The sequence below is a fragment of the Rhizobium sp. CRRU65 genome (genome assembly GCF_048551595.1).
Lineage (GTDB): Bacteria > Pseudomonadota > Alphaproteobacteria > Rhizobiales > Rhizobiaceae > Rhizobium > Rhizobium leguminosarum_J.
This window is the reverse complement of record NZ_JBLYZH010000027.1, coordinates 46,807-69,851: the sequence shown is the minus strand read 5'-3', so window position 1 is coordinate 69,851 and position 23,045 is coordinate 46,807. Positions and strand designations below refer to the sequence as shown.

Here is a 23,045-nt window from a genome sequence, read left to right as displayed (position 1 = left end):
CGCCGAACTGCCCCACGAGACGGATCGAGAGATCCGCTGGGCTTGACGCGCCCTGAATTCCGCGCTTTGTGCCGGCGTCAATCGCAGGCGACTTCCTCGTTATTACGATTGTTTTGATCATACGTGCAGACAGTCGAAAGAATGCTGAGGCAGTAGAAATAAATGCCTGACAAAAATTCGGGAAAGCCAACGGCTACGGTCGAGGTGGAGATGGTTAACCGCTCGACCACCACAAGGCGCCCAAATTCTCCCCGCATGACTGGGGCGAGTGTTCATGTGTCTTTGGCAGGCGAGATCGGTCTGCGAATCGTGCGCGGCGACTATCCGCCGGGCACAATCCTGCCAAATGAGGCAAAATGGTCGGAAGTCTTTGACGTCAGCCGATCGGCGGTGCGCGAAGCGATCAAAATGCTGATGGCCAAGGGCCTGCTTTCTTCCCGCCCGAAAATCGGCAGTTGGGTCGAACCCAAGGAACGTTGGAACCTGCTGGATCGAGATGTCTTGGGCTGGTATGCGGCATCTCCTGATCGCGAATCCTTTCTGAGGGCCGTGCAAGAACTCAGGCATATGATCGAGCCGGAAGCGACTGCGCTTGCTGCGGAGCGCCGAACTGACGAGCAGATGACCGCGATCAGTCAGGCCCTGCACGATATGGATCAGGCGACATCGCTCCAGCAGCGAACAGAATCCGATGCGCGATTTCACATCGCGATCTTGCGCGCCTCGGGAAATGATCTGTTGGTACCGCTCGGCGTATTGATCGAATCGGCGCTGAACCACCTCTTCGCCCATGTAACGCGGGAGGAAGACAACTTGCGGTACGCGCTGAAACTTCACGAAAATATTGAGAAAAACATTCGACTGCAGCGGCCGAACATGGCGCGCAATGCAGTCCGCAAGGCGTTGGCAAATACCGACGACATCATAGCCCGGTGGTCGCGATAGATTTTGCATCCTGTCAGGATGGCGCGTTGCCGACAGCTTGATGCAGGGGAATTCAACCTCCTGCGATCCTCGGTGCCTACCCAAAACCCGCGGCTTATGCTATTTTCTTTGGCAACCTTCGGGGGCTGAGCCATGCGTGGGCTGCTTGCATCGGTGACGGTGATTTTCACAGCGACGGTGGCCGCTGCGGGGAGCCCCTTGTTCGATGCCGTTGCCACTGGAAACACCGCCGTCGTCGAGCAGGTTCTGGCTACCGGTGCCGACGTCGACAGCCGGACACGCGATCAGGCAACACCTCTCATCAACGCCGCGCTCGGAGCCCAGCTTCCCATAGCCGAACTGCTGATCGGCAAAGGCGCCGACGTCATGGCTCGGAATTCAGGCGGCTTTACGCCGCTTCATGCCGCGGCCTTTTCCGGCAGCTTGCCGATCAGCAAACTGCTTCTCCACCACGGCGCGACGCTCGACGATGCGGCCAATAAAGCGGGTGTGACGCCGCTGATGGTCGCTGGCGAGGAAAACCACGTCGCTCTCGCCACGTTTCTTCTCGCTGAGGGAGCTGACGTCGGTCATGCGGAGGTTCATGGCTACACGCCAATCACGCGAGCGATCTGGAAGGGCAACACCGACATCGTGCGGCTGTTCAAGCGGCATGGCGCGCCTTGCCCTCCGGCCAGCCGCATTGGCGAAAAAGAATACGCGAAGTGCATGGAAATTCATGATTGAATAGGAGGCGCAGATGTATGCGGGGACCATAAGCGGTGCGCGAGGAATTGGGCATTCTATGGCGGTGATCCTTCTGGCTTTGGCAGCTGTCGGTGGATCGCGGGCTTTCGCCGACGACTCGGTAAACACGGGCTACTTCGGCGGCGTGGCGATCATGGGATACGACCCCGTCGCCTATTTCACCGAAGGCAAAGCGGTGAAAGGCTCCGAGGAATTCTCCCACGAATGGCTGGGGACGCCGTGGCTTTTCGCCAATGCCAAACACCGCGAAATGTTCATCAGCGAGCCGATCAAATATGCGCCTCAGTATGGCGGTTACTGCGCGGGCGAGGTGGCTCTGGGGTCGGTGACGATCAACGTCGATCCGGAAGCGTTCAAGATCATCGACGGCAAGCTTTACCTAATCTACGACAAGGGATCGGCCGAGGGGTTTGCCGCTCATGTGGCCGAGGCAGTGCCGAAAGCCGACAGCAACTGGCCGAAGGTCGCCGCCGATCTCGAACGGGATCAGTATCACTGACCGCGGCTATTTGACGGGCGAAAAATAGAAGACCTTGGTGGAGTTCACGTAAGCATAGCTGGTTTCTGCGGGCGAGTTTGCAGGTCTGTAGACCGGGCCGCAATCGGCTCGTCCAAATGCGTTTTCACTCTGCTCGCAAAGCATGTCGCCATTGACGAAAACCGTTCCGGTGATCATCTGCGTCGCCGAGCGGAAGGCCGCCTTGCCGTCGCGTTCGATTTGCATGAGTGCAGGGCTTCCTGAGGGCTCGGTCTTGCCCCGGAGGAGTTTACCGATGACGGTGCTTGCGATTTCTTCACCGTGCAGCCGATCCTGCTCATTGCCCTTGAAACCGAACGGCCATTCCGGCAGGCCGGCCTCGCGCAGGGCATCGAGGATATACACCAAATCCTGCTCGTTGCGGAAATGGGCATTGCTGATACGCCAGCCCGCCAGGGAATCGCGTCCAGCCACAAAGCGAATTCCTTCGGCGACAGTTGCACGAGCGTCATCGAGGCGACCGGCACGGGCATAGGCCATAGCGAGTGGGGTAACGAAATCGCCATTTCCCGGAGAACCATCGCGCGCGCGTTCGAAGCTGTCGATGGCCTTCGTGTAGTCGCGCTGCAAATAAAACACCAGGCCGGCCGTATATCGGTTGATGGCGGAGAGGTTCGGATCGTGCCTGAGCGCCGTCTCGACGGCCGCGCCGGCTTCGGCATGATTTCCGGAGAACAGTTGAACGTATGCCAACGCCATATGAGCTTCGGCATCGGCAGGCCCAAGCGATACTGCCTGCTGCGCCGAGGCGACCGCCTGCTCGTAGCGGCGGTCGACGACTTGCATGACGGCAAGAACAGCGTATGGCGATGATAGAACCGGGTCGAGAGCCAGCGCGCGGCTTGCCTTCTCGTAGGCTCTTTTTCGCGCCAACGCGCTCTGCAGAACGTCGTCGTACGCGCTTCGCCAGACATAAGCGGTCGCATGCGCGTCGGCCGCGAAGGCCTCTGCAAAACCGGGGTCGAGCGCCTCCGCCTTGTCAAAGAGCGCCAGTGCCTCGAGCAGCCGGGAACGGCGGCCGGTGCGCGTCGCCTGCTCAGCACGAAGGTAGTAGTCGTATGCCTCGAGATTGGCGGTCGGCGGACGGGTAATCCGTTCCGCCTCGGATTGAGTGAGTTTCAGGCCGAGCGCTTCGGCAATCTGCCGGCTGAGCTCATCCTGCACAGCCATGACATCTGCCGCGGCGCGATTAAATCGGTTAGCCCACAAGTGGTCACCGCTTGCGGCATCGCTCAGCTGTGCATTGACGCGGATTTGATCGCCTATCCGTTGCACGCTGCCCTCAACGATAAAACGCACGCCGAGATCGCGTCCGATGTCGGCCAAAACGAGAGGCTTGCCTTTGTATGCAAACACCGAATTATGACCGATGACGTCAAGGTCCGAAAGCATGGTCAGATCGGCAATCAGGCTGTCTGTAATGCCATCGGTGAAATAGTCCTGGCCGGCGTCGCTACTCAAATTGGCGAAAGGAAGCACCGCGACAGATGGACGTTGGGGCACAAATGGCCATTGCCATGCGAGGACAATCGCAGTGGCCGCAATCAACAGTGCTGCAAGTGTGGCTAGGATGACCGCCCGGCGGCGCGGCCGACGGGAGGCGACGACCTTGCCTGCCTCGGAGGGATCTAACAGAACACGATAGACGCGAACGGGATCGGCTATGTTCTTCAGTCGCTGCTCACCAAGAGCCGAGAAGCCGACATCAGCCTTGTGTACCGTGTGATCGAATGCGGTGCCGGATATGCAAATCCCGCCGGGCTGGGCAAGGCTCTCCAGGCGCGCCGCTATGTTGACGCCGTCTCCATGAATGTCCTCTCCTTCGACGATGACATCGCCGAGATTGACGCCGATGCGGAAAAGCATTCGCTGCTCGGGCCGCAGGGCCGCATTGCGTTCCGCCTTTTGTTGCTGGATTTTGACGGCGCAGCGCAAAGCATCCACCACGCTGTGGAACTCAACCAGAATCCCGTCGCCCATGGTCTTAATCAGGCGGCCGTGATGCGTGGCGATCTTCGGTTCGAAGAGTTCGTGGAGGTCGGTGTGGAAGCGGATACGCGTTCCCTCTTCGTCGATCTCGCTCAGGCGGCTATAACCGACCACATCCGCAATCAGGACTGCTGCAAGGCGGCGCTCCATATCAGCTCTTTCCGGGTGTCCGATCCCTTACCGATATCTTACAGCAGGTGCCGTGCCGTTGCCATTACAGTTGCCCGAAGTGGCATCACGTTCGCGGGTCACATGCTCCCGTGGAGAGGGCGTGACCTGAGGCTTGTCGCGCGTCCGCCATAACATGTGCTGTTCGCCGTATCGGCTCGACAGCAGTTCCCGTCAACATAGACCAAGATCTGAACCGGTAAGTCCTGCCTTACGAAGTCCTTCCACGCGGCGGTCAAAGTCCTCGGGGTTTCGAAATGGAAGGACCCGCCGGCGGCGCTCGACAGAAAAATCAGGATTGATCCTGAGTGCCTTTTCCCAGGCCTGCCGGCTCTCCTCCGGCCGGTCGAGGTGCCCATAGCATGAGGCAAGCAGGGCGTAGGCGGTCTCCGACTGAGAGTTTTGTTGGAGCCGCTGCTCGATGGCTGCAATCGCTTGTTCATACTCGCCGAGAGAAAAGTGCGCATCGGCGCGAAATTGGAAGAGAATTTCCGGATGGTGCGGATCGAGCCGCATCGATGCATCGAGTGTTTCCAGGGCGCCGGCGGGATCGCCGGAGAATATCTGGATATGGGCCATCAGCAACAGGAGCTCGGCGGAGTTGGGCTGTAGCGCGAGGCCCTGCTGCACCTCCGCCTGCGCCCGGTCCAGTTCCCGGTTCCACATGCAAGCCATGCCCAGTGCGAAGCGGCCGTTGGGCTGTTCCTCGGCCATCTCCACGGCCTTCTGCGCGAGATCCATCCCGATCCGCAGCGAGCCTTCCGGATCGGTGCTCCAGGCGTTGACGTAGTCGAGCACGTGGGTGAAGGAAATGAGGGCCTGGGCGGCCGCATATTGCGGATCGACGGCAATGGCGTCGGCCGCCAGGCTGCGGGCGGCTCTGTTTCCGGTTCGGGTGTGGGACGACGCCTGCTCGCGGCCACGTAACAACAACTCGTAAGCGTCGACATTGAGTGCGCGCCCTTGGGCTAATCGGTCTTGGTCACCATGCGTGAGGTTCAGCCTGAGCGCGGCCACGATCTCCTGCGTGAGCTCATCCTGAACCGCGAAAATGTCGGTGAGGTCGCGATCGAACCGGCTGGCCCAGATATGTCCGCCATTGCTGGCGTCGATCAATTGGGCGGTGACACGCACGCGGTTGCCGGCCTTGCGGACGCTGCCTTCGAGGACATAGCGGACGCCGAGCGCCTTGGCCATGGCAGGCACGGAGGCCGTTACATTCTTGTAGACGAAGGATGAGTTGCGGGCGATGACGTGCAGTTCGGACAGCTTGGAGAGATCGGTGATGATGTCCTCGCTGATACCGTCGGAAAAATACTCTTGTTCGGCATCGCCGCTCATGTTGTTGAACGCCAGTACGGCGATGGACGGCTTGTCGGGAACGGCCGGAGCCGACGGCATTTCGATTGCGGGCCGCACCTGTCGTGCCGAGTTCGGCTCCGGAGTTCCGATCTGAAGTGAATAGACCTGCATCGGTTCAGCGATATTCTTGAGCTCAATTTTACCGAGATCGGTGACGGCAAGATCAAGCCGCGCTTTCACCTGGCGGTAGGCATCTTCGGAAAGACAGATGGCGCCGGGCTTGGCAATTCCTTCCAACCGCGCGGCGATATTGACGCCGTCGCCCATCAAGTCGCCGTCGTTTTCCTCGACCACATCTCCCAGATGGATCCCGACCCGGAACTCGATGCGATGCTCTGACGGCACGCCGATATTGCGCTCGACCATGGCGGTCTGCACTTCGATCGCGCAACGCACGGCGTCGACGACGCTGCGAAACTCGATGAGGCTTCCGTCTCCCGTTCGCTTGACGACCCGGCCATTGTGCACGGCAATTGTTGAATCGACCAGGTCGCTGCGCAGCGTTCTCAACCGCGCCAGGATGCGATCCTCGTCCGCACCGGCGAGGCGGCTGTAGCCGACCACATCTGCGACCAGGATCGCCGCCAGTTTTCGCGTCACGTTCGTAAGTCCCAATTCCTCGTCGGATCAAAGTAACACAGTGTGACCGACAACGCCGCCAAATCCGATTGCCTTCGCTAAGAAGCGGTCCGGTGGCCGGTTGCTTAGACTTGAAGATAGTCGGTGAACCTTATGCGATATCTGTGGCTAAGCTCCGTCTTTTAGAGAGAAGGCAAGGACGTAGTCGCCGACGTCTTTCGAATAGGGTGCGCCGCCAACCGATATCAGGACATATTGCTTGCCTGTTTTCGGTGAGACGTAGGTCATGGGCGTTGCGCTCGAGCCGACCGGCAGGGGGTATCTCCAGAGCTCGGCACCGTTCTCGGCATCATAGGCACGGATATAATAGTCCTGGAAGCCAGCGAAGAAGACGACGCCGCCGGCGGTCGCAGACGTGCCGGCGTAGCTCGGCAGGCCCATCGGCATAGGCAGTTTGGTTTTGATCTTGAACGGCCCGAGTTCTTCGGCTGTACCGGCAGGAACCTGCCACGCGATCTTGCGCGTCTTCAGATCCACTGCAGTGACGGTGCCGAAGGGCGGTTGCGTGCAGGGAACGCGGAGCCTCGATGTCCACATCTCGGTGGCCATGGCGTAAGGCGTACCGCGCTGGGGGGCGGAGGGGCCGTGCGCGGTCGTGGTGAGGGCAAAGTCGACATACTCCTCGCGTGGGATGAGTGCGAAGAGACTGGGGACGCGGATATCGTTCATGAAGACCCTGTTGTTGGGCAGATCGACCGATACGCTTCCCCAATTGAGGCCACCCAGATTTCCCGGCTGCTGGATCGCATATTGCGTGCCGATCGGGGTGAAGTCGCCGTCATAGCGCATCTTGCGGAAGGCGATGCGACATGCCAGCTGATCGAACATCGTCAGGCCCCAGGCCGTCTGCTCCGTCACGCGCTCCGCACCGATTGTCGGCATGCCGACGGAGTAGGGCTGCGTTGGGGAGAGTTTCTCTTCCGGCACGCCGCCTTGCTGCGGCACCGGCTTCTCCTGAACTTCGGCAAGCGGCGTACCGGTTCGGCGGTCGAGGAGAAAAAGCTGCCCGCGTTTGGTGGTCTGCAGCAGAGCAGGCATGGTGGCGCCATTGCCGTCAGGCAGGTCGATCAGGATCGGTTGAGCGGGCAGATCATAGTCCCAGATGTCGTGATGCACGGTCTGGAATTTCCATTTTTCCCGACCCGTCGTCACATCGAGTGCCACCAATGTCGCATTGTATTGATCGGCGAAGGCAGGGCGATTGACGCCGTAATAATCCGGCGTGGTATTGCCGAGCGGTGCATAGATAAGGCCAAGCTTGTCGTCGAATGCGGCCGTCGTCCACATGTTGGGCGTGGCCCGCGTGTAAGTCTGGCCCTTCGGCGGGAGTTTGGTGATCTCCGGGTTGCCGAGATCCCATGCCCATTCAAGCTCGCCGGTGACGACGTTGAACGCACGAATGACGCCAGAGGGTTCGCCGACCTCCTGATTGTCCGTGACCCAGCCTCCGACGACGATCAGGTTGCGGGCAATCAGCGGCGCCGATGTCTGGAAATAATAGCCCGTCTTGACTTCGCCCATGCCCTGGGAAAGCTGCACGGTGCCATTGACTCCGAAGTCCTTGCAGGGCGTGCCGGTCCTGCTGTCGATCTCCAGGAGACGGGCATCGATCGTCGTCTGCACCAGGCGCTCATTGCAAAGACCATCGGCGGACTGGGCTTCCGTCGGCATCTTGTAGTAACCGAGGCCGCGGCAGCGTTGCCAATAAGGCGCCGTCGCCTTGGGATCGAAAGCCCAGCGGGGTTTGCCGGTATCTGCATCGAGCGCTGCGATCACATCTGTCGGCGTGCAAGTGTAGACCGTATCGCCGATCTGCAGAGGCGTGTTCTGATCGGCGCCATCGCCTTTTCCGGTGCGATATGTCCAGGCGAGATCGAGCTTGGAAACATTGCCGCGGTTGATCTGATCGAATGGGGAATAACGATCTCCTGCCGTGGAGCGGCCATAGGATGGCCAGTCGGAGGGAGAGTTGTCGCCCTTGGCGGTTTTATAGGCGGTGATGTCGGCGGAGGGGCGGATGATCCCATGCGGCACGAAGCTGAGACCGAAACCCGCGACAAAGATGAGAGCGGTCACCAAGGCGCCGCCATAAAAGAGCTTCCGGTTGGCGGCCGGGGAAAGCGATGGTGCAAAGAGAAGGGCAAAGCCCGCCAGCGCGATGGGGGACATCAAGCGGGCAAACAGCGCCCAGAAATTGAGACCCGACTCCCATAGCGCCCAGGGAAGGGTGAAAACGGCGACCAGCAGGACGATGAGCCCGCCTGCCGTCTTCCGGCGCCACAGCAGAAGCGCGGCAACCAGATAGGCAAGCCCGATGATGGCGTAATAGGGCGAGCCGCCGAGGCGCAGCAGCCAGGCGCCGCCGCCGATCAGCGCCAATCCGATAAGGGCTAGAACAATACAGAACAGGGTGGCCAGAAATTTCATAGTCTCCTCATCCAATCCGCCGCCCGATCACCTGGATTCCAACTCCGACCGTCGCATGGCCCTCGGGAAGCACAGGGCCATGGGTTGATGGTCAGAGACGCGTCTTCGGGAGAGGGCTGCTCTCTCGTTCAATTTTTACCTGATGTACCTGTGGTCACTGACACGCGGCCCCGACCCGGCAATGATGCCGCCGCCGCTCTGCGGCAACGGCTTGCCATTCCAAATCGAGTCAATACTTCTGAAAGGGGCACAGATGGTTCTCGGCGAAAAGCTTGATCTAGCGAACGGGCGACCGACAGGATTCGACTATATGCGATTACTGTTAGCCTTTTCAGTGCTTTGGATACACACGGCCCGCGTCACTTATGGCGATGACCTGTTTCTTTGGGAGTCGCCATTCCGTCCTTTTATCAAATCAGTGCTGCCCATGTTCTTTGTCCTGAGCGGTTTCCTGGTGGCCGGCAGTCTTGAACGATCGAAGACATTGATCTCCTTTCTCGGTAATCGATTTATCCGGATCTACCCCGCTCTCGCGGTAGAGGTATTGTTGGCTGCCTTTATACTCGGAGCGATCTACACTGAGTATGACCTGCGTGACTATTTCACCGATCCTCAGTTCTTTACATATCTGATGAATGTCACAGGGCACATTCACTTCAATCTCCCCGGGGTATTCCTGGATAATCCTGACGCCGCAATGGTGAACGGCCAGCTCTGGACGGTGCCTTTCGAGCTTGAGTGCTATGCCGTGATCGCCGTTCTCTTCCTGCTCGGTGTGGTCAGGCGGCGGGTGATTGCCCTTATCGCCACGCCGGCTTTGATCATAGCCTTCGGTATTGCAAGATATTGGAAACATGAAAGCGATTGGGCTACTATGCCGACGACCGCGTCTGGCAATCTGCTCATTTGTGCTTTTCTTGTGGGGGTGACCTTCTATCTCTACAAGGACAAGGTTCTTTGGGATATCCGAATTTTCCTCGCCTCTGTGGCAATGATATTGTGGGCCTACTGGTTCACCTCCTTTGGGGACTTCATTGCCATTCCGGCCATGGGGTATGTCACGGTCTTCCTTGGTCTTACCTCGCCCCGCAAGCTTGGCGTCCTGCGTGGGGCCGACTACTCCTACGGCGTCTTCCTCTATGGCTATCCGATCCAACAGGCGTTCGTGGCGCTCGGCCCCTGGGCGCATAACTGGTGGTTGAACGGCATCGTCTGCAGCATTGTTGCCGCTTGCTTTGCCGCCTTCTCGTGGAGATTTATCGAAAAGCCGGCGTTGAAATTGAGGAAACAAGTTACCTGGCTGGAAAACCTCAGTCTCCAACGCGGCGTAAAACGGCAACTGGCCGGCGCGGTCTCGAAATAGGTTTGTCGATACCGGCCTCGATGCCGGCAATTCCATCGCAGGTGCTGAACCGGCAAGGACATCAGCAGGGCTCGCTATAGCGGCGGGCCTTGTTTCGTTGTTGCGTGCCGATCACCTCAGATAAATATCCGGTCCATCGTAGCGGCCGAGTTTTCCATAGGCTGCTGCGCAACCCTGATGCCGTCGATGTCACGCTTGCCGGACGAGCGTAAGCCCGATCGTTGCCAGCGCATATGCGCTCGAGCGTAAGCCTATGGCCAAATTCATCTTTTCAGAATCGACAAATGAACGTTCAGTTCGGCGAGAGAACGCCGGGATCTGCGTTGCTGGCTCCCGTATAAACCCCCGAGAGCTAAATCTTTCTGAGGGCAATATCCAAGGATTTCTTGGATTTAATCGGGAGAACGGCCCCACTGGATGAATAGTCGAATATTCTCCGGCGCTGTTCCGTCGATTTGCTGGACTGAAGTTAGCAATATTTTAACCGCAATAGATAAAATACTTTGATCGGACTTCGTTTCGACTTTGGGTTTTGTCATGTCATCGAGGGCTGACGGTGACTTGAAGGAGGTGTGAAGAGAGGATCAGAATAATGCTGAAGAGCACGCTCGTCGTGGTTGCCGTCTCTATCGCCGCCGGAGCAACCATTCGCGCCTCGGCCTTTGCAATCTTTGCATTTCTGGTGGTCACGTCCTTGGGCGGCGTGATCCTGCTGAAAGGTTCCTCCTTGGCGGAGGCGGTCGTTTCTTGCGTCGAAGTGCTTGTATTGATGGAGATATGCTATCTGGCGGGTCTATTCGCTTTCTCCTTGTGGCATATTCAGAAGCGCCGGAAAAGGAACGCCATTACTGAGCGCTCCCATCTCACAGGCAAGCGTCCTCATGGGTAATGACATGACCGAGGCGGCAGAATTCTCGGTTGCGCTATATGTCAGGTGTAAAGCGCGCCGCGATCTTTTAGATTCGCTTGCCACGCCTTGGTCTCTGGTTTTGCGTATGTCTTTATCGCAAAACCGCAACATAGTTTTATGCGACATGCCTTAGGAATCGACTTTGGGCAGCAAGGCGTGCCGGGAAAGCAGCGCCGACAGCGTTTTTGCCATGATCACGAAATCCAGCGCGAGCGTCCATTTGGACAAGTATTCAACGTCGAGGGAAATTCCGTTCCGATAGTTGACGTCGTTGTGCCCGCTGGTTTGCCAATGGCCAGTCAGGCCGGGACGAACGGCCATGTAGGCATAGGCATGTTCACCGTAACGCTGCAGCTCTTCCTTGGTAATGGCGCGAGGCCCGACGAGGCTCATTTGACCCAGCAACACGTTGACCAATTGCGGAAGCTTGTCGAGGCTCGACCGCCTCAAAATATCGCCGACGACCGTGACGTGCGTGTCGGTCGTTGCGTCGGACCCTGTCGTCCGAAACTTGAGGCAACCAAACTCTTTTCCCTTATAACCGATCTTGCGATGAGAATTGAAAACAGGGCCCCAATCACTTAGCGCGACGATGACCGCCGCCGACAGAAGGAGCGGCGACAGAAAGAATAAGAAACTTGCCGCAATGATAATGTCCAATGCGCGCTTCAGAATTCTGCTGATTAGACGGGGTTGTGACGAATTGAATGGACGCCTTTCCTGTCGAGCCCTGGCGAAATCCCGCCAAGGTCCGGTTGGGTTGATGCCCTGATTTTTTCCCGCCACCCGCGTCTCCGTTAGACGAATTCCAGAAATCACAGCCAAAGCTTTGTTTTAATGCAAGGTTGAAGTCTGTGACCAAGGTCATAATCATGAATAAATTCTTTATACTCTAAAGAAATTATTATGTATATTAAAAATATTACCTTTGCTTTTGGCTATATTCGGAAATGTTATTTAGTTTTATTTTAAAATTCGGTGTTGTTGTTGTACTTAGTGGATGTGTCCTTCGGATAGGCGATTGTCATAAATTGTATAAAAATTGTCATGCAGCCTCAAAGAATTGTCTGCGATAGAATTCAATATGAATTTTATGATATATAAATATGAGGATTATTCATGATAATGTATAGTTTTAACACGAAGTTTTTATTTTATTATTGTTTGACTTTCTAAGCTAACCTATTACGAATGTCGCTCCAGATAATATGTTATTTAGTCTGCGTGGAGTTGTGCGTATGGACGGGGCGATCAGCACCAGAGATAACAGAGCTAGAGGAAACGCAGCGCGAACAAGCGAAGCGGTTACTTGCGGGCCTGTAGGTATTGTTTACGACGGCCGGGCGGATTTGGATCACGAGTTCCCGTTTTACCGCTCGAGTGTTCGAAAGTTTCGCCGCGGTGAGATTATTGCCGGCGCCGGCGTTGTCCTTGACATGTTCGCCCGCGTACAGCGCGGAATGGTGAGCGCAAGCACCCCGCTTGCCGATGGACGAGAGTTCATCGTGGAAATCGTTCCGAAAGGCGGCTTGATCGGCGAATTGGAGGTGCTCCGCAAGCAGTCTCTCAGCCTGGAATATCGGGCCTCGTCGGATTGCGAACTGCATTACTTCGACGGTCGGTTGCTGCGGGACCTGTGTGCGAACGATCCGCAATTTCAGGTGAAGATCCTGTCGAAGGCGCTGGCACGTGTTTCCGAACTCGAACTGCGGATCATTTCCAATGCCGGATCGAGTCTAAGGCAGAGACTTGCCCGAACGCTGCTGCGTCTTTCTGCCCTCTACAGAATGGATGCGCAAAATAGCGGCGACGAGCTGATCATCTCCCAGCATGAGCTGGCCGCGACACTGCCGGCGTCGCGTGAAAAGGTCAACCAATGCCTGCGGCGCTTGCGCGAGAGCAAAGTGGTCGACGGGACACAGGGCAAAATCCGTATTCTCAATCGGAAGGCGCTGGAGGCTTATGCCGAGGGGGCGGGTCTCGCCTGAGGCGTCGCCGCGACAAAAAAAGACGGAATGGCAGAAAGCCTCGACAGAACCCGCCGCCGGCGGGTTTTGTGTTTGATGACAGTGCGAGTTGATGGACAGGCGGAGCAGGCTGAATGATCAGGTTGGCGCTTGTCTTCATGCACGGCGTCCCAAAATCGCTGCGCATTTTGGCGCGGCATACTTAGACGTCGCTCTCGGAAGCATTCCTCCAGTATTTCCAGCCTTCACCCTGTATGAGCCCGCGATCGGACAGGTCCTTCCAGCTTCTGTAGGTGCCAGTATCGTCGTAGACGAAGTCATCCATGTCCTTGCCTGAGGAGTATACGGTATATTCTTCCGTATGTTGCGACCGGTGTGCCGCATCGGCGACCTTGTGCACGAAGGTTGACAGGAACTTGAAATGCAGAAGGGCGCCGGATACTCCGAGCGCTCCGCGCATGTCGCCCAAATTCAGGGAGAGCGGCCAGACCTGGTGCGATGACTTGAGAAACAGACGTTCACCCGCCACATAGACGAGTGGTATCTTGTTGAGCGCGGGGCCGTCCCAGAGGCGGTCGTGGAAATAGACGCGCCCGCGAACGCCGCCCTTGATCCATATCGTCCAGTTGTGTTTGTCGAAATGCGCCACATAGCCGGAGCGGTCGAAGAGATTGCAGACCTCGAGCGGGTTGCGACCGGGTTCGCATATGTTTTCGAGAACGGGATGCGGGCTGTACATGTCGATCATGACCGAGCGGAGGGAATGGCCGCCCATGGAATCCATGTAGGAAGTCAATTGATCGATCGGCCGTGTGTCGCAATGCGGATAGACCAGGAACTCGTCTGCATCGACATACAGGACCCACTTCTCCCGGCAGTGGCGGTTGATGACTTCGTTGATCCAGTCGTTTCCGAACCTCGCCGCCTTGTAGGAACCATGAGCCGAAAGAAGGGAGACATCGTCGAAGCTGGACAGCAACTCGGCCGTGCCGTCGGTCGAGCCGTTATCGATGCAGATGAAGTGCTCGAAGCCGAGATCACGATAATACTGCAGGAAGAAGGCCAGCCGGTGCCCTTCGTCGCGGATGACGCAGATGACGACGTGGCGCGCCTGCTTGAGCCCGCTGCGCAGCAGGTCATAGCGAACCTGCCGAGCCTTGAGCGACCGGCGCAGGCGGGCTTTCACGTAATGTGAGATACTGGCGGCGGAAGCCCTATAACTCATATTCTGTCCTGAACATTATCCATTCCTGGAATGAATGGATGAATACTTGCGCTTCCGTCTGCAAATCCACGGCTCGACCGGCGACGCTGAGTTCAGTCACGCGGACATTCAGGTCGGACCAACCATACATCATCATACTGCGTAGTCGCCGACCAACAGGCCTTGGACCCGCGGGTGGGGTCCGTCTTTCTCAATTGCGTGTTCGATGCGTGCCCGTATCGACCTGTATTTATACAGCATCTTACGGTCGAAGCTTATTCCGCGATACAGCGAGTTGTAAATCGGATGCGCTTTGCGCAGGTCGACGTAGACCTGGCTTTCTTTATCGGTCCATGGAAAGAAGGTTCCATGCCACGGCTTCGGATGCGCCATATAATGGACGATCGACAAGGAGGACATGTTCACCAGATGAAGGAACTGTTTGGGAAAGTTCCAGCGGTTGGATACCAGGATGAGCGATGAACCGCAGACATAATTCAATGCACCCTGATCATGTTTGCCCTCGCACGCCTCGGGATTTCTAGCGAAAAGCTCGAGAGCCTCCTGCCCGATCCAGCCGTTTCGATGAAATTTCAGGACGCCTGCGTTGAAATAGTGGCTGTCCTTTCCGGTGTCGAGGAAGTCATGGATCGCCGTGTAATCGCGCGCCGCGAAAAACCTGCCCTCGGGCACAGTGGCGCTTTCGAACGCACCGAGATCGCTGACGATCTGGGTATCCCCATCCAGGTAGATGATCTGGGTATAGTTGGAAGGCAGTATCTCGCAAAGGACCAGCTTGGCCATCGTGCTGACGCTGATGCGTCCCTGGAAATGCGAACTGTCGAGCTTGCCGAGCGAGTCCTGCAGCGCTTCGGTCGCATCGGTCAATATGACCCCACTCCTTGCGAGCAGGGCTTTCAGCTCTTCGAAATTGTCGAGATGTTCCGACATCAGAACGCAGACGTCGGTCGCAGGGCTTGCGAATTTGCGAGCCTGAAGCGCCGAGAGAATGGTTGGAAATGAATACTCGACATCCGTGACGTAGACGACGCACTGGTTGTTCATGTCATCACCTTTCCGATTGTGCGCAATACAAGTGAATCGGTATTGTCTTTGCGAGGCGAGGGACCAGTTGTGAATTGAGCCGACGGGTCTGTCATATGAAGGCCCTGTTCGGTATATATAGGCCAGTATCCAGTGCGCTGGTGCTGAATCGGTGTCTGGCTGTTGGCGGCTTTTGTATGTTTCATTGTTGAGATATTCACCATGAAGAGTGCCTTGCCTGTCATAAGGCTATGTTTCGACATGTTGTTTCGCGGTACGGCGAGTGGTGCCGGAACCCTTGTCGGAATGCGGAGGGAAGGGGGATTGTGATGTTGATCACCACACTCGGGGCAGCCGTGATTTCGATCGCTGCCGGGGCGTCCATCCGCGCCTGGGCTTTCGCGATTTTTGCAATCCTGGTGGCAATCGGCTTCGGCGGCGTGGCTTTTGCCGGCGGGTCGTCCGTGATCGCGGCCATGCTCTCCGGTATCGCTATCCTCGTAATCATGGAAATCGGCTATCTGGCAGGTGTGTTCCTGTCGGGGCTTCTGCGGCGCAGTGCCAAGCTGCGCGAAAACAATTCCGTTGCAGATAGCGTCGCGACCACCAGCGAGCGCCCGCAAGGCTGATGTCGGCATAAAATCTACAGCATAGCCTTCTGCGACTGACCTCCGACGGCGCTTGTTCGATGGACTGCTTTTACAGGCGATCCTTGAAAGATGCGGTGCGGCCGACCGGCTTCGGCCCAATGCGGGCACGTCGATGGCTCGACGAGATTGCCATCCCGCGCCGTGGCGGAGTTCCAAAGCGGGCGTCATCGTGTTGAAAACATCGGCGCTCTCATCAGAGATGTCGATGTCTCCAGCGGGGTTCGATTTGCGAGCGATCGGGTCGCGCGCCGGGGGGATGTATTGGTTGCCAGGCAGCCGGCCGCCAGGCCTGCCGTGGTGCTGAACAGCAAGCCGAGATCCGTGCCGCTCCCCGATATCGCCGCCGAGGCGACCTGCGCGATGGATGCCATAACCGCAGCGTTTCCGATCGCGTGCATCTCCCGATCGCCTGACCTATGCCGGCCGGAGGCTCTCACAAGGCTATACAGGAAGGCGGCGAAGAGAAGAGTGCCGGTCAATCCGACATTGGAGAGCAATGCAGCGATGAAGCTCGAGGCTCGAACCGTGCCGAGCCCGGCGCCGAAGGTGGCGGTATCGACGAATGCGATCAATGCCAGCGTGTTCCAGGCAGTGCGCTCTTCGCCGGATTGCGATTGAAGCTTGTCCGACAAGGTGGTGTTGACCAGGCCGGCTATGGAATCCCAGGCATCGGGGACAAGGCTTAGCGCGGCGATCCCGCAGGGAATCAAGAACAGCGTGATCACCAGGAAAGTCACATGCGGGGTCTTGGCTGGGCCGCTGATCAGTCGTTTCAGGCAAAACAGAACGAACATGCAGACCACGGAAATGCCGGCGATATAGGCGGTTGTCGATGTGCAGAGGATGATCGTCGGACCAATGAAAAGCGTCGCAAGCCCGGCCATACGGCTTTGGACGCGCTCCAGCCAAAGCATGAGCGTGAAGGAAAAATAGGCCAATGCGACCGCGCCATAAGTGCTTGCTTCAGGGAACGGACCGACGATGCGTTTGAAGCCACTGATCGTCTCGGCCGTATGCATCGTATAATTCGCATTCCTGATGACATCGAGCAGGTAGGACTGGTCGGTCAGGAATGTTCCGATATCAATCAACGCCAGGGTAAAACATGCGATCGAGGCGACGATTAACTGCAGTGCGATGAAACGGGCATAGCCGAGCCTTGCAAGCCCCGAGACGACGGCAAAGCAGGCGAGGTCGCCGAGCAGATAGACGGACTGGCTGAGATTGGACGAACCCGGCGACAGGGGAGCGGCCACCGTCGACATCATGCCCGTGGCGTCTCTTGCAGAGGAGTAGACGAGGGTCGCGCCTGCAAAGATGCGCGGCAAAAAGAAAGATGATGCCACGGAAAACAGGATATAGGCGGCAAACCAGAAGCCGGGACCCGGATAGGCCATGCTGGCGAGCGTCGCCTGTGTTTGAGCCGGGCGCAACAGGGCGGCCACGACGAGAAAAAGCACGAGAAGATGGCTTGGCTGGATGCTGCTGCCGCCGAGCGCGGGCAATTGCAGAGCCGCTGCCGCTCCGAAGAGCGTCGACAGGCAAAGGGTCGTGATCGCAAAACGCGCGCCGTTGACCATGCTGAGCAGGCCAAGCAGCAGAACGATGAAACCGATCGGTTCTATCGACATGCTTCAGATCCCGATCCGGACGGAGCGGCGGAGGCATCGGGTTTGCCGAAAACCGGCATCCGCCTTTCGGGGCGCTGCTTGAGGCGGTAGTCGCCAGCTGTCGTCGATGGTCACAACCGCCCCCTAATTCGATCCCGTCTGGGATATCCAGCCGGGAGCCGCCTGATTATCGCCTGCTACATCAGACAGCGGGACGGTCGAGCTTTGCTGCTGCGGCGCGGACTGCAACTGCAGCGGAGGCGACGGCGTCTGAAGGTCCGTATTAATGCCGATTTCGACGACATCATGCGGCCGCAAGCTGGTTGTCTCGTCCGCCTCGATATTGCGATAAGTGCCATCGTCGTTGCGACGCACGATCCTGTAGTTCTTCTGCGCTCTGCCAAGACCCGGCGTGTCCATGTTCATCTGTGCGAGTTGAGCGCTGTAGCCAGCCTGTTCGCCGAGAAGCTGAGCCACCTGAATGTCGATTGCCGCCCTGCCGATCGCGAGATTGACCTGGTTGAGCAGCTCCTGGTTGTCGCTGTTCTGCCGGTTGACGATATTGATCTTCGAGCGATCGGCTTCGCTGAGTCCCTGGCGAGCCGTGGTCAAGGCGACCTCGAGATCGATCAGGGTGCCTTGTGCATCCGCAACGCCGCGGTCGACCGAGACCTGACGGGAATTACTGACCAGGCCTTTGCTCACCAGGCTGTTGACATTATCCAGTTCCTTTTGCGCGAGTTCGATCTGCCGCTTTTGCGAATTGATCTTGGCCTCCAGCGACTGGACCTGCTGGCCGTAGAGACGGGTGAGGTCGCTCGCTGCATCGATCTGGCTTTCAATATCGACACGTCGAAGCCGCATCAGGTTCAATTCCTGCGCCTTCAGCTTGCCTACATCGGGTGTTCCGGCGAGTTCGGCAGGGATATCGAAATTTTGTTCGCCGGCGATCTCGGCGCGCAATCGCGCTTGGCGCATCAGAAGATCGCGCCGGTTGAGAATGGCCGTTCGATAGGCGCCGGCAGCCTGGATCCGGTCGCGCTCGAAGATGGTATTCTCCTCGCGGTCGCGAAGGAAGCCGCCGGCGATGCTGACGGCCTTCATGACCGTCATATCGGCCTCAAAAGCATAGCGCCCGGGGGTCTGCACGGTCCCGGTCACGAAGATCGGCGCATGCTGGGCAATTTCCACGGCGATGAACGGCTTTCCCGGCAGTTCGGCCTTTTCGGCGAGCGCGGTGGCGATCGCATCGGAAACCTGTTCCGTCGTCTTCCCGATCGCCTGCACCTGGCCAGCGATCGGAATCGCCAGATTGCCGGCATCATCGACTGTATATGTCCCGCCGAGTGCTTCCCAGCTGGCATACCGGGAATCCGAAGATCGCCACTCGACGACCCGCAGTCTCACCTGATCTTCCGGCACGAGGGTATAGTTTTCGGCATGGGCGACGCTCCAGCCGGTCACGCAGGAAAATACCAGCAAGGCAAGGGCGGCGGAGATAAAGCGGTCGGACCAGGATGTGCGCTGCATTGTCAGCTATCTCCGTTTCGTTGCTATCGACGGTGAAGGCATCTCGCGCGGCGAGGGACTACCGAATTCGAGAATGCGGGACGGAGAGGCGCGCCCGATAAGTAGATCGGACAGCGCCAGCAAATTGCCGTTCAAACGTCCCCAACGGTCGATCAAACGATCATTGAACAATAGGCCCCGCGTATTCGCCAGGATGTTACGGCCGATCTGTGCGATGGCACGGCCCTTCGACATTGTGCCCTTCCGGATCAGGTAGACAGGATTGGCAACCTGCGAATAGCCAAGTCTTCGGCCGGGCTGGCGCCCGGATCTGACGCCGAGATGCACTCCGCGGGCGCCTTCGACACGTACGGACCTGCCGTAGCGGGCGATGGACCGGCTGAAATCGACATCCTCGAGCCAGCCGTAGAGCGGCAGCTGTTCATCGAAGGCCAGCGCGTGCTCGAGAATGGGTGAAAGGCGAACCGCCATGTTGCATCCGTAGGCGTTATAGACTTCCGTCACATGCCCGGCCCCTTCGGCCGCAGTTTCAAGAACCTGCAGGGCGTTTGACATGCTGAGGCCGCCGTCGAGGATGCCATCGGCCAGAACTTCCCCGGTGGCGATCGCCACGTCAGGGTTTGCCGCAAAGACAGCTGCCATACGTGACAGGAAGGTCGCGGCGGGAATGAAGTCGTCATCCAGGAAGATCAGAACATCCGTATCGGCGGCGGCGGCCTGGATGATCCTGTTGCGCTGAGAGGTCAGGCCACGGCTGCCGACGATGACTTCCACATCAAGGCGGTCGGCGAGCCCGGCGGCGTCGTCGATCACGGGCACGCAGACGATCAGCCGCTCGGCCTGGTCCGGCAGGGCGGTGAGATAATCGACGGTCTCCTTGAGTATCGAGGGGCGGCCTGCCGAAGCAATTCCCACCGCCATTCGCAATGGGCGGCGCGCGTGGCCTGCCACGGCTTTAGCGCCGCAAGGAACAGGCGCCGGTCCGATCGGGCTGTCCTGCCTGGTTGCTGCTGCCGAAGGTGAAGTCATGACTCTATTCTTTTCGGTGCATGGTTGATGACCGCGCCGAGGATCTCCGCGCCGACATTCCGCAGGGTCTCAATGACGTGCATGGTATCGTCGATCGAGGTGTGCCCGTGCGAGGTGACCACGAGGACACCGTCCAGTTCCGGCGCGATGGCATTGGCATCCGGCGAAGCGGAGAATGCGGAAATGTCGACGAATATGGCGTCGAACTCCTTTTTCAGGTCGGCGAAACTCAACTGCGTGCGGCGGGAACTGAGGCGAATGGCGGGCGTCACCGCTTCGACTTTGCCGAGGGGTAGGAATTTCAGCGTCGGGGTGAGGGGCAATGCCGCCGTCTGGATCAGTTCGCCGTTGTCGAGAACGTCGATGAGGCCTGTGGAACTATGGGGTGCGATCGACTTGCTGAGCGACGATTTCTGTGCGGCCGCATCGATCAGCAGCGTCTGCGCTCCTGATATCGAAGAGAGCACCGCAAGTTCGCATGCGATGGTCGATGCCCCGCCGCCGGGATTGACGGCGACGATTCCAATAACGACTCGGCGTTTGCGCCGAAGACCAACGACCGTGGCGCTCAGCTCCGCCATGCCCGGAATAACAGGATAAGCGGCTACCGTGCCGCTGCTGCTGGTACCGGCGGCGAGGAAACGCGCAGAATAATCATTGCGGGTCCTCGATGTCGCCAGCAAAGTGACAAAGGGCAGCCCACCGGCATCCGCGATCTGATTGGGCCGGACGATCCGGCGATCGCCGGCGTGCCTTATCATGGCGAGTGCGAAGCCGACGCCAAGACCAACCGCCGCCGCAAAGGCGATGATGAGCGTGCTGCGTGGTCTGGCTTTCGAAAGAGGCAGGGTCGCCCGAGAGACGATCGTGGCATCCGACACCGGGTAGGTGATGCGCTGCTTGGCTTCGGTCAGCTGATTCAAGGTATTTTCATAGAGGGTGCGGCGGGCGTCAGTCGCGCTCTGCAGTTCGGCAAGCTTGAACTGATCGCGCGGATTGCTGGTGAAGCTGGCCAGGGCACTGGCAGCTTCGGCCAATCCGCGCTGCTGCTCGCTGACGAATCTGGTCAGCCATTCGCTGTATTGCCGGGACGCACTGGCCTTCATCGCGATATTCTTCTGGATATACTGCCTGGCCAGCGTGTCGGCGATGTCGACGGCCTTCTGCGGGGTCGATGCTGCAGCCGATATCTCGATGATCGTCGAACTCCCGATCCGGCGTACTCCCATCATGTTCAGCAGCGTGGCGATCGCCCGGTCATGGATCCGCCCGTCCTCGATCTGCTGTTGTGGTTGTGTGTCACGCGGTCCTGTGCCCGCCGCTTCCTGCGATGCCGTATCCGGTTCGGAAGAAACCCCCATCAACCAGTTCTTTGCCCTGACCTGCAGCGAAGGCGTCTGATCGACAAAGTCAGGATCGGTATCGAGACCAAGTGCCGTTACCGTTCCACCGACGACATCGCTGGATTTGGCGATCTCCAACTGTCCCTCGATGAACGCGTCTTCCGCGAAAGCCCGCTGTGCTTCGGAGCCGCTGACCTGGGGGAAGATCACAAGTTGCGTGTTGGCAACGAAGGTCGGTTCGGCGGTCAGCACGTAGCTTCCTGCCAATACAAGGAAAGCGAAAGTCGTCGCCGCAATCCACAGCCAGCGCATTCTGAGAAAGAAGAGCATATCCCGCAAGGTGAGCGGCGAATTCCCGCCGGTGGCTGCGGCAGGCAGAGATATCGGAGAAACACCGCTGAAGATCGTGCTTGAGGTCATGTCGTCCTAATCCAAAATGGCGAAATCACGGAGTAACCAGGTAGTGGCAGCTTGGAGGGACGGGGGAGTAGCGTGTCTTCCGATTCCAGGCCTGATTGGCGGCTCTCCCCATGAATGCTCAATACGAGCCGCGCTGGGAAAACAGAGCGGGAATGGTCTTGGCAATGATGATGAAGTCCCGGCTGAGCGACCAATTGTTGAGATAGTGAACGTCGAGGGAAACCCGGTACTCGTAACTGACATCATTGCGCCCGCTGGTCTGCCAGTGACCGGTCAGGCCCGGGCGGACGGCCATGTAGGCCCATATATGCTCGCCGTAGCGCGGCAATTCCTCGGCCGTGATCGGCCGGGGGCCGACAAGGCTCATGTCGCCACGCACGATATTGATCAGTTGGGGAAGCTCGTCGATGCTCGACCGCCTAAGGATATCACCGACGGCCGTGATCCTCGGATCGTCCTTCAGCTTGCGTGTCTCTTCCCATTCGCTTCGCGCAGCTGGGTTGTTTTGCAGCAATTCGGCAAGCTGAGCACCCGCATTGGTTTTCATCGTGCGAAACTTGAGGCATCCGAACGGCGTTCCGCCGACGCCGACGCGCGTATGGGAATAGAAGATCGGGCCGCGGTCGCTTATCTTCACGATCATCGCGACGATCAACAGAAGCGGGGAAAGCAGGATCAGGGCCGTGACTGCAATGAGAAGGTCTAGCGCGCGCTTCGACGATCTGCCTGCCGCACGAGGCCGGGACGAATGGAGATCGCCGCCTTTCGCGGAACGTCCGACACGCGACCACGCCTCGAAACTATGTGCTTCCCATGTCATCGGTGGTCTCCAAAACATTCCGATTAAGAACCGTTCAAAGTTTGCTGCGCCGCACTCTGGTTGTCTGTTACCAAGGTCATAATCCTTAACAAATTCTTTATGCTACTAACGGGCAATCGAGAATTAGGATTACACCTTGATGGCCTTATTTTCATCTAAAACGACAATCTAATCTAATTCTTGGTGATTATCTGCTGATGATTATTTATTAGTTTTGATATCACCATTTCGATTATTGCTGTTTTTTATTCACTAAGCCATTTTATTAGGCAGTCATATTGGATTGCGTGGCTGTTTTTTGGCTTAATTGAGATTTTGATCCCTTTCTATGGTGTATATT

18 protein-coding genes are annotated in these 23,045 nt (G+C 58.0%); 7 read left to right on the top strand and 11 right to left on the bottom strand.

Annotated features, from left to right (window positions below; all coding sequences use genetic code 11):
- The first annotated feature begins 162 nt into the window (after positions 1-162).
- The 3 genes from ACM5SV_RS34825 (at position 163) to ACM5SV_RS34815 (ending at position 2,191) form a co-directional block, all read left to right on the top strand.
- On the top strand, positions 163-945 hold the full coding sequence (locus ACM5SV_RS34825) for a FadR/GntR family transcriptional regulator (RefSeq protein ID WP_222015821.1): 783 nt from the start codon (positions 163-165) through the stop codon (positions 943-945).
- Positions 946-1,077: 132 nt separating this feature from the next.
- The gene (locus ACM5SV_RS34820; protein ID WP_221963894.1) at positions 1,078-1,671 is read left to right on the top strand and encodes an ankyrin repeat domain-containing protein; all 594 of its coding nucleotides are present in this window, start codon (positions 1,078-1,080) and stop codon (positions 1,669-1,671) included.
- 13 nt (positions 1,672-1,684) lie between these two features.
- Complete coding sequence (locus ACM5SV_RS34815) at positions 1,685-2,191, top strand: YHS domain-containing (seleno)protein (protein ID WP_012758780.1); 507 nt, start codon at positions 1,685-1,687, stop codon at positions 2,189-2,191.
- A 6-nt stretch (positions 2,192-2,197) separates the two neighbouring features.
- Here ACM5SV_RS34815 and ACM5SV_RS34810 read toward each other — a convergent pair whose 3' ends face one another.
- The 3 genes from ACM5SV_RS34810 to ACM5SV_RS34800 all read right to left on the bottom strand — a co-directional run bounded on the left by ACM5SV_RS34810 (position 2,198) and on the right by ACM5SV_RS34800 (position 8,815).
- Positions 2,198-4,369 (bottom strand): adenylate/guanylate cyclase domain-containing protein, encoded by a 2,172-nt coding sequence (locus ACM5SV_RS34810; RefSeq protein ID WP_419425496.1) that lies wholly within the window; start codon positions 4,367-4,369, stop codon positions 2,198-2,200.
- Positions 4,370-4,561: 192 nt separating this feature from the next.
- On the bottom strand, positions 4,562-6,349 hold the full coding sequence (locus ACM5SV_RS34805) for a tetratricopeptide repeat protein (RefSeq protein ID WP_419425495.1): 1,788 nt from the start codon (positions 6,347-6,349) through the stop codon (positions 4,562-4,564).
- Between the two features lie 147 nt (positions 6,350-6,496).
- Positions 6,497-8,815 (bottom strand): membrane-bound PQQ-dependent dehydrogenase, glucose/quinate/shikimate family, encoded by a 2,319-nt coding sequence (locus tag ACM5SV_RS34800; RefSeq protein ID WP_012758777.1) that lies wholly within the window; start codon positions 8,813-8,815, stop codon positions 6,497-6,499.
- A gap of 142 nt (positions 8,816-8,957) precedes the next feature.
- Here ACM5SV_RS34800 and ACM5SV_RS34795 point away from each other — a divergent pair, with 142 nt between their 5' ends.
- Positions 8,958-10,178 (top strand): acyltransferase family protein, encoded by a 1,221-nt coding sequence (locus tag ACM5SV_RS34795; RefSeq protein WP_171815697.1) that lies wholly within the window; start codon positions 8,958-8,960, stop codon positions 10,176-10,178.
- A 592-nt stretch (positions 10,179-10,770) separates the two neighbouring features.
- On the top strand, positions 10,771-11,067 hold the full coding sequence (locus ACM5SV_RS34790; protein WP_012758775.1) for a hypothetical protein: 297 nt from the start codon (positions 10,771-10,773) through the stop codon (positions 11,065-11,067).
- Positions 11,068-11,217: 150 nt separating this feature from the next.
- Here the strand turns inward: ACM5SV_RS34790 and ACM5SV_RS34785 are convergent, their stop codons facing one another.
- Complete coding sequence (locus tag ACM5SV_RS34785; RefSeq protein WP_012758774.1) at positions 11,218-11,874, bottom strand: sugar transferase; 657 nt, start codon at positions 11,872-11,874, stop codon at positions 11,218-11,220.
- Positions 11,875-12,326: 452 nt separating this feature from the next.
- On the opposite strand from ACM5SV_RS34785, the gene ACM5SV_RS34780 reads away from it, so the two are divergent.
- Positions 12,327-13,076, top strand: a complete 750-nt coding sequence (locus ACM5SV_RS34780) for a Crp/Fnr family transcriptional regulator (RefSeq protein WP_012758773.1) — start codon at positions 12,327-12,329, stop codon at positions 13,074-13,076.
- A 181-nt stretch (positions 13,077-13,257) separates the two neighbouring features.
- Here ACM5SV_RS34780 and ACM5SV_RS34775 read toward each other — a convergent pair whose 3' ends face one another.
- The gene (locus ACM5SV_RS34775; protein ID WP_012758772.1) at positions 13,258-14,280 is read right to left on the bottom strand and encodes a glycosyltransferase family 2 protein; all 1,023 of its coding nucleotides are present in this window, start codon (positions 14,278-14,280) and stop codon (positions 13,258-13,260) included.
- A gap of 132 nt (positions 14,281-14,412) precedes the next feature.
- Positions 14,413-15,324 (bottom strand): glycosyltransferase family 8 protein, encoded by a 912-nt coding sequence (locus tag ACM5SV_RS34770; RefSeq protein ID WP_012758770.1) that lies wholly within the window; start codon positions 15,322-15,324, stop codon positions 14,413-14,415.
- A 308-nt stretch (positions 15,325-15,632) separates the two neighbouring features.
- Between ACM5SV_RS34770 and ACM5SV_RS34765 the strand changes: the two genes are divergently transcribed.
- Positions 15,633-15,932 (top strand): hypothetical protein, encoded by a 300-nt coding sequence (locus tag ACM5SV_RS34765; protein ID WP_012758769.1) that lies wholly within the window; start codon positions 15,633-15,635, stop codon positions 15,930-15,932.
- Positions 15,933-16,117: 185 nt separating this feature from the next.
- Here ACM5SV_RS34765 and ACM5SV_RS34760 read toward each other — a convergent pair whose 3' ends face one another.
- From ACM5SV_RS34760 to ACM5SV_RS34740, 5 genes are all read right to left on the bottom strand, one after another.
- Positions 16,118-17,584 (bottom strand): hypothetical protein, encoded by a 1,467-nt coding sequence (locus tag ACM5SV_RS34760; protein ID WP_017995026.1) that lies wholly within the window; start codon positions 17,582-17,584, stop codon positions 16,118-16,120.
- 123 nt (positions 17,585-17,707) lie between these two features.
- Entirely contained in the window at positions 17,708-19,093 is a 1,386-nt protein-coding gene (locus tag ACM5SV_RS34755; RefSeq protein ID WP_017995025.1) for a polysaccharide biosynthesis/export family protein, read from the bottom strand.
- A 6-nt stretch (positions 19,094-19,099) separates the two neighbouring features.
- Positions 19,100-20,122, bottom strand: a complete 1,023-nt coding sequence (locus ACM5SV_RS34750) for a glycosyltransferase family 2 protein (RefSeq protein ID WP_017995024.1) — start codon at positions 20,120-20,122, stop codon at positions 19,100-19,102.
- Positions 20,119-21,885 carry a polysaccharide biosynthesis tyrosine autokinase gene (locus ACM5SV_RS34745; protein ID WP_017995023.1) on the bottom strand — a complete coding sequence of 589 codons (1,767 nt, stop codon included), beginning with the start codon at positions 21,883-21,885 and terminating at the stop codon, positions 20,119-20,121. Before ACM5SV_RS34745 ends, ACM5SV_RS34750 begins: the two co-directional genes overlap by 4 nt.
- 118 nt (positions 21,886-22,003) lie before the next feature.
- Complete coding sequence (locus tag ACM5SV_RS34740) at positions 22,004-22,705, bottom strand: sugar transferase (protein WP_017995022.1); 702 nt, start codon at positions 22,703-22,705, stop codon at positions 22,004-22,006.
- Positions 22,706-23,045: the final 340 nt, after the last annotated feature.

Bases quoted from the DNA above. Each gene is read 5' to 3' on its own strand.
- ACM5SV_RS34825 (WP_222015821.1), top strand. From the start codon at position 163: ATGCCTGACAAAAATTCGGGAAAGCCAACGGCTACGGTCGAGGTGGAG.
- ACM5SV_RS34820 (WP_221963894.1), top strand. From the start codon at position 1,078: ATGCGTGGGCTGCTTGCATCGGTGACGGTGATTTTCACAGCGACGGTG.
- ACM5SV_RS34815 (WP_012758780.1), top strand. From the start codon at position 1,685: ATGTATGCGGGGACCATAAGCGGTGCGCGAGGAATTGGGCATTCTATG.
- ACM5SV_RS34810 (WP_419425496.1), bottom strand. From the start codon at position 4,369: ATGGAGCGCCGCCTTGCAGCAGTCCTGATTGCGGATGTGGTCGGTTAT.
- ACM5SV_RS34800 (WP_012758777.1), bottom strand. From the start codon at position 8,815: ATGAAATTTCTGGCCACCCTGTTCTGTATTGTTCTAGCCCTTATCGGA.
- ACM5SV_RS34795 (WP_171815697.1), top strand. From the start codon at position 8,958: ATGTACCTGTGGTCACTGACACGCGGCCCCGACCCGGCAATGATGCCG.
- ACM5SV_RS34790 (WP_012758775.1), top strand. From the start codon at position 10,771: ATGCTGAAGAGCACGCTCGTCGTGGTTGCCGTCTCTATCGCCGCCGGA.
- ACM5SV_RS34780 (WP_012758773.1), top strand. From the start codon at position 12,327: ATGGACGGGGCGATCAGCACCAGAGATAACAGAGCTAGAGGAAACGCA.
- ACM5SV_RS34775 (WP_012758772.1), bottom strand. From the start codon at position 14,280: ATGAGTTATAGGGCTTCCGCCGCCAGTATCTCACATTACGTGAAAGCC.
- ACM5SV_RS34770 (WP_012758770.1), bottom strand. From the start codon at position 15,324: ATGAACAACCAGTGCGTCGTCTACGTCACGGATGTCGAGTATTCATTT.
- ACM5SV_RS34765 (WP_012758769.1), top strand. From the start codon at position 15,633: ATGTTGATCACCACACTCGGGGCAGCCGTGATTTCGATCGCTGCCGGG.
- ACM5SV_RS34760 (WP_017995026.1), bottom strand. From the start codon at position 17,584: ATGTCGATAGAACCGATCGGTTTCATCGTTCTGCTGCTTGGCCTGCTC.
- ACM5SV_RS34755 (WP_017995025.1), bottom strand. From the start codon at position 19,093: ATGCAGCGCACATCCTGGTCCGACCGCTTTATCTCCGCCGCCCTTGCC.
- ACM5SV_RS34750 (WP_017995024.1), bottom strand. From the start codon at position 20,122: ATGACTTCACCTTCGGCAGCAGCAACCAGGCAGGACAGCCCGATCGGA.
- ACM5SV_RS34745 (WP_017995023.1), bottom strand. From the start codon at position 21,885: ATGACCTCAAGCACGATCTTCAGCGGTGTTTCTCCGATATCTCTGCCT.
- ACM5SV_RS34740 (WP_017995022.1), bottom strand. From the start codon at position 22,705: ATGACATGGGAAGCACATAGTTTCGAGGCGTGGTCGCGTGTCGGACGT.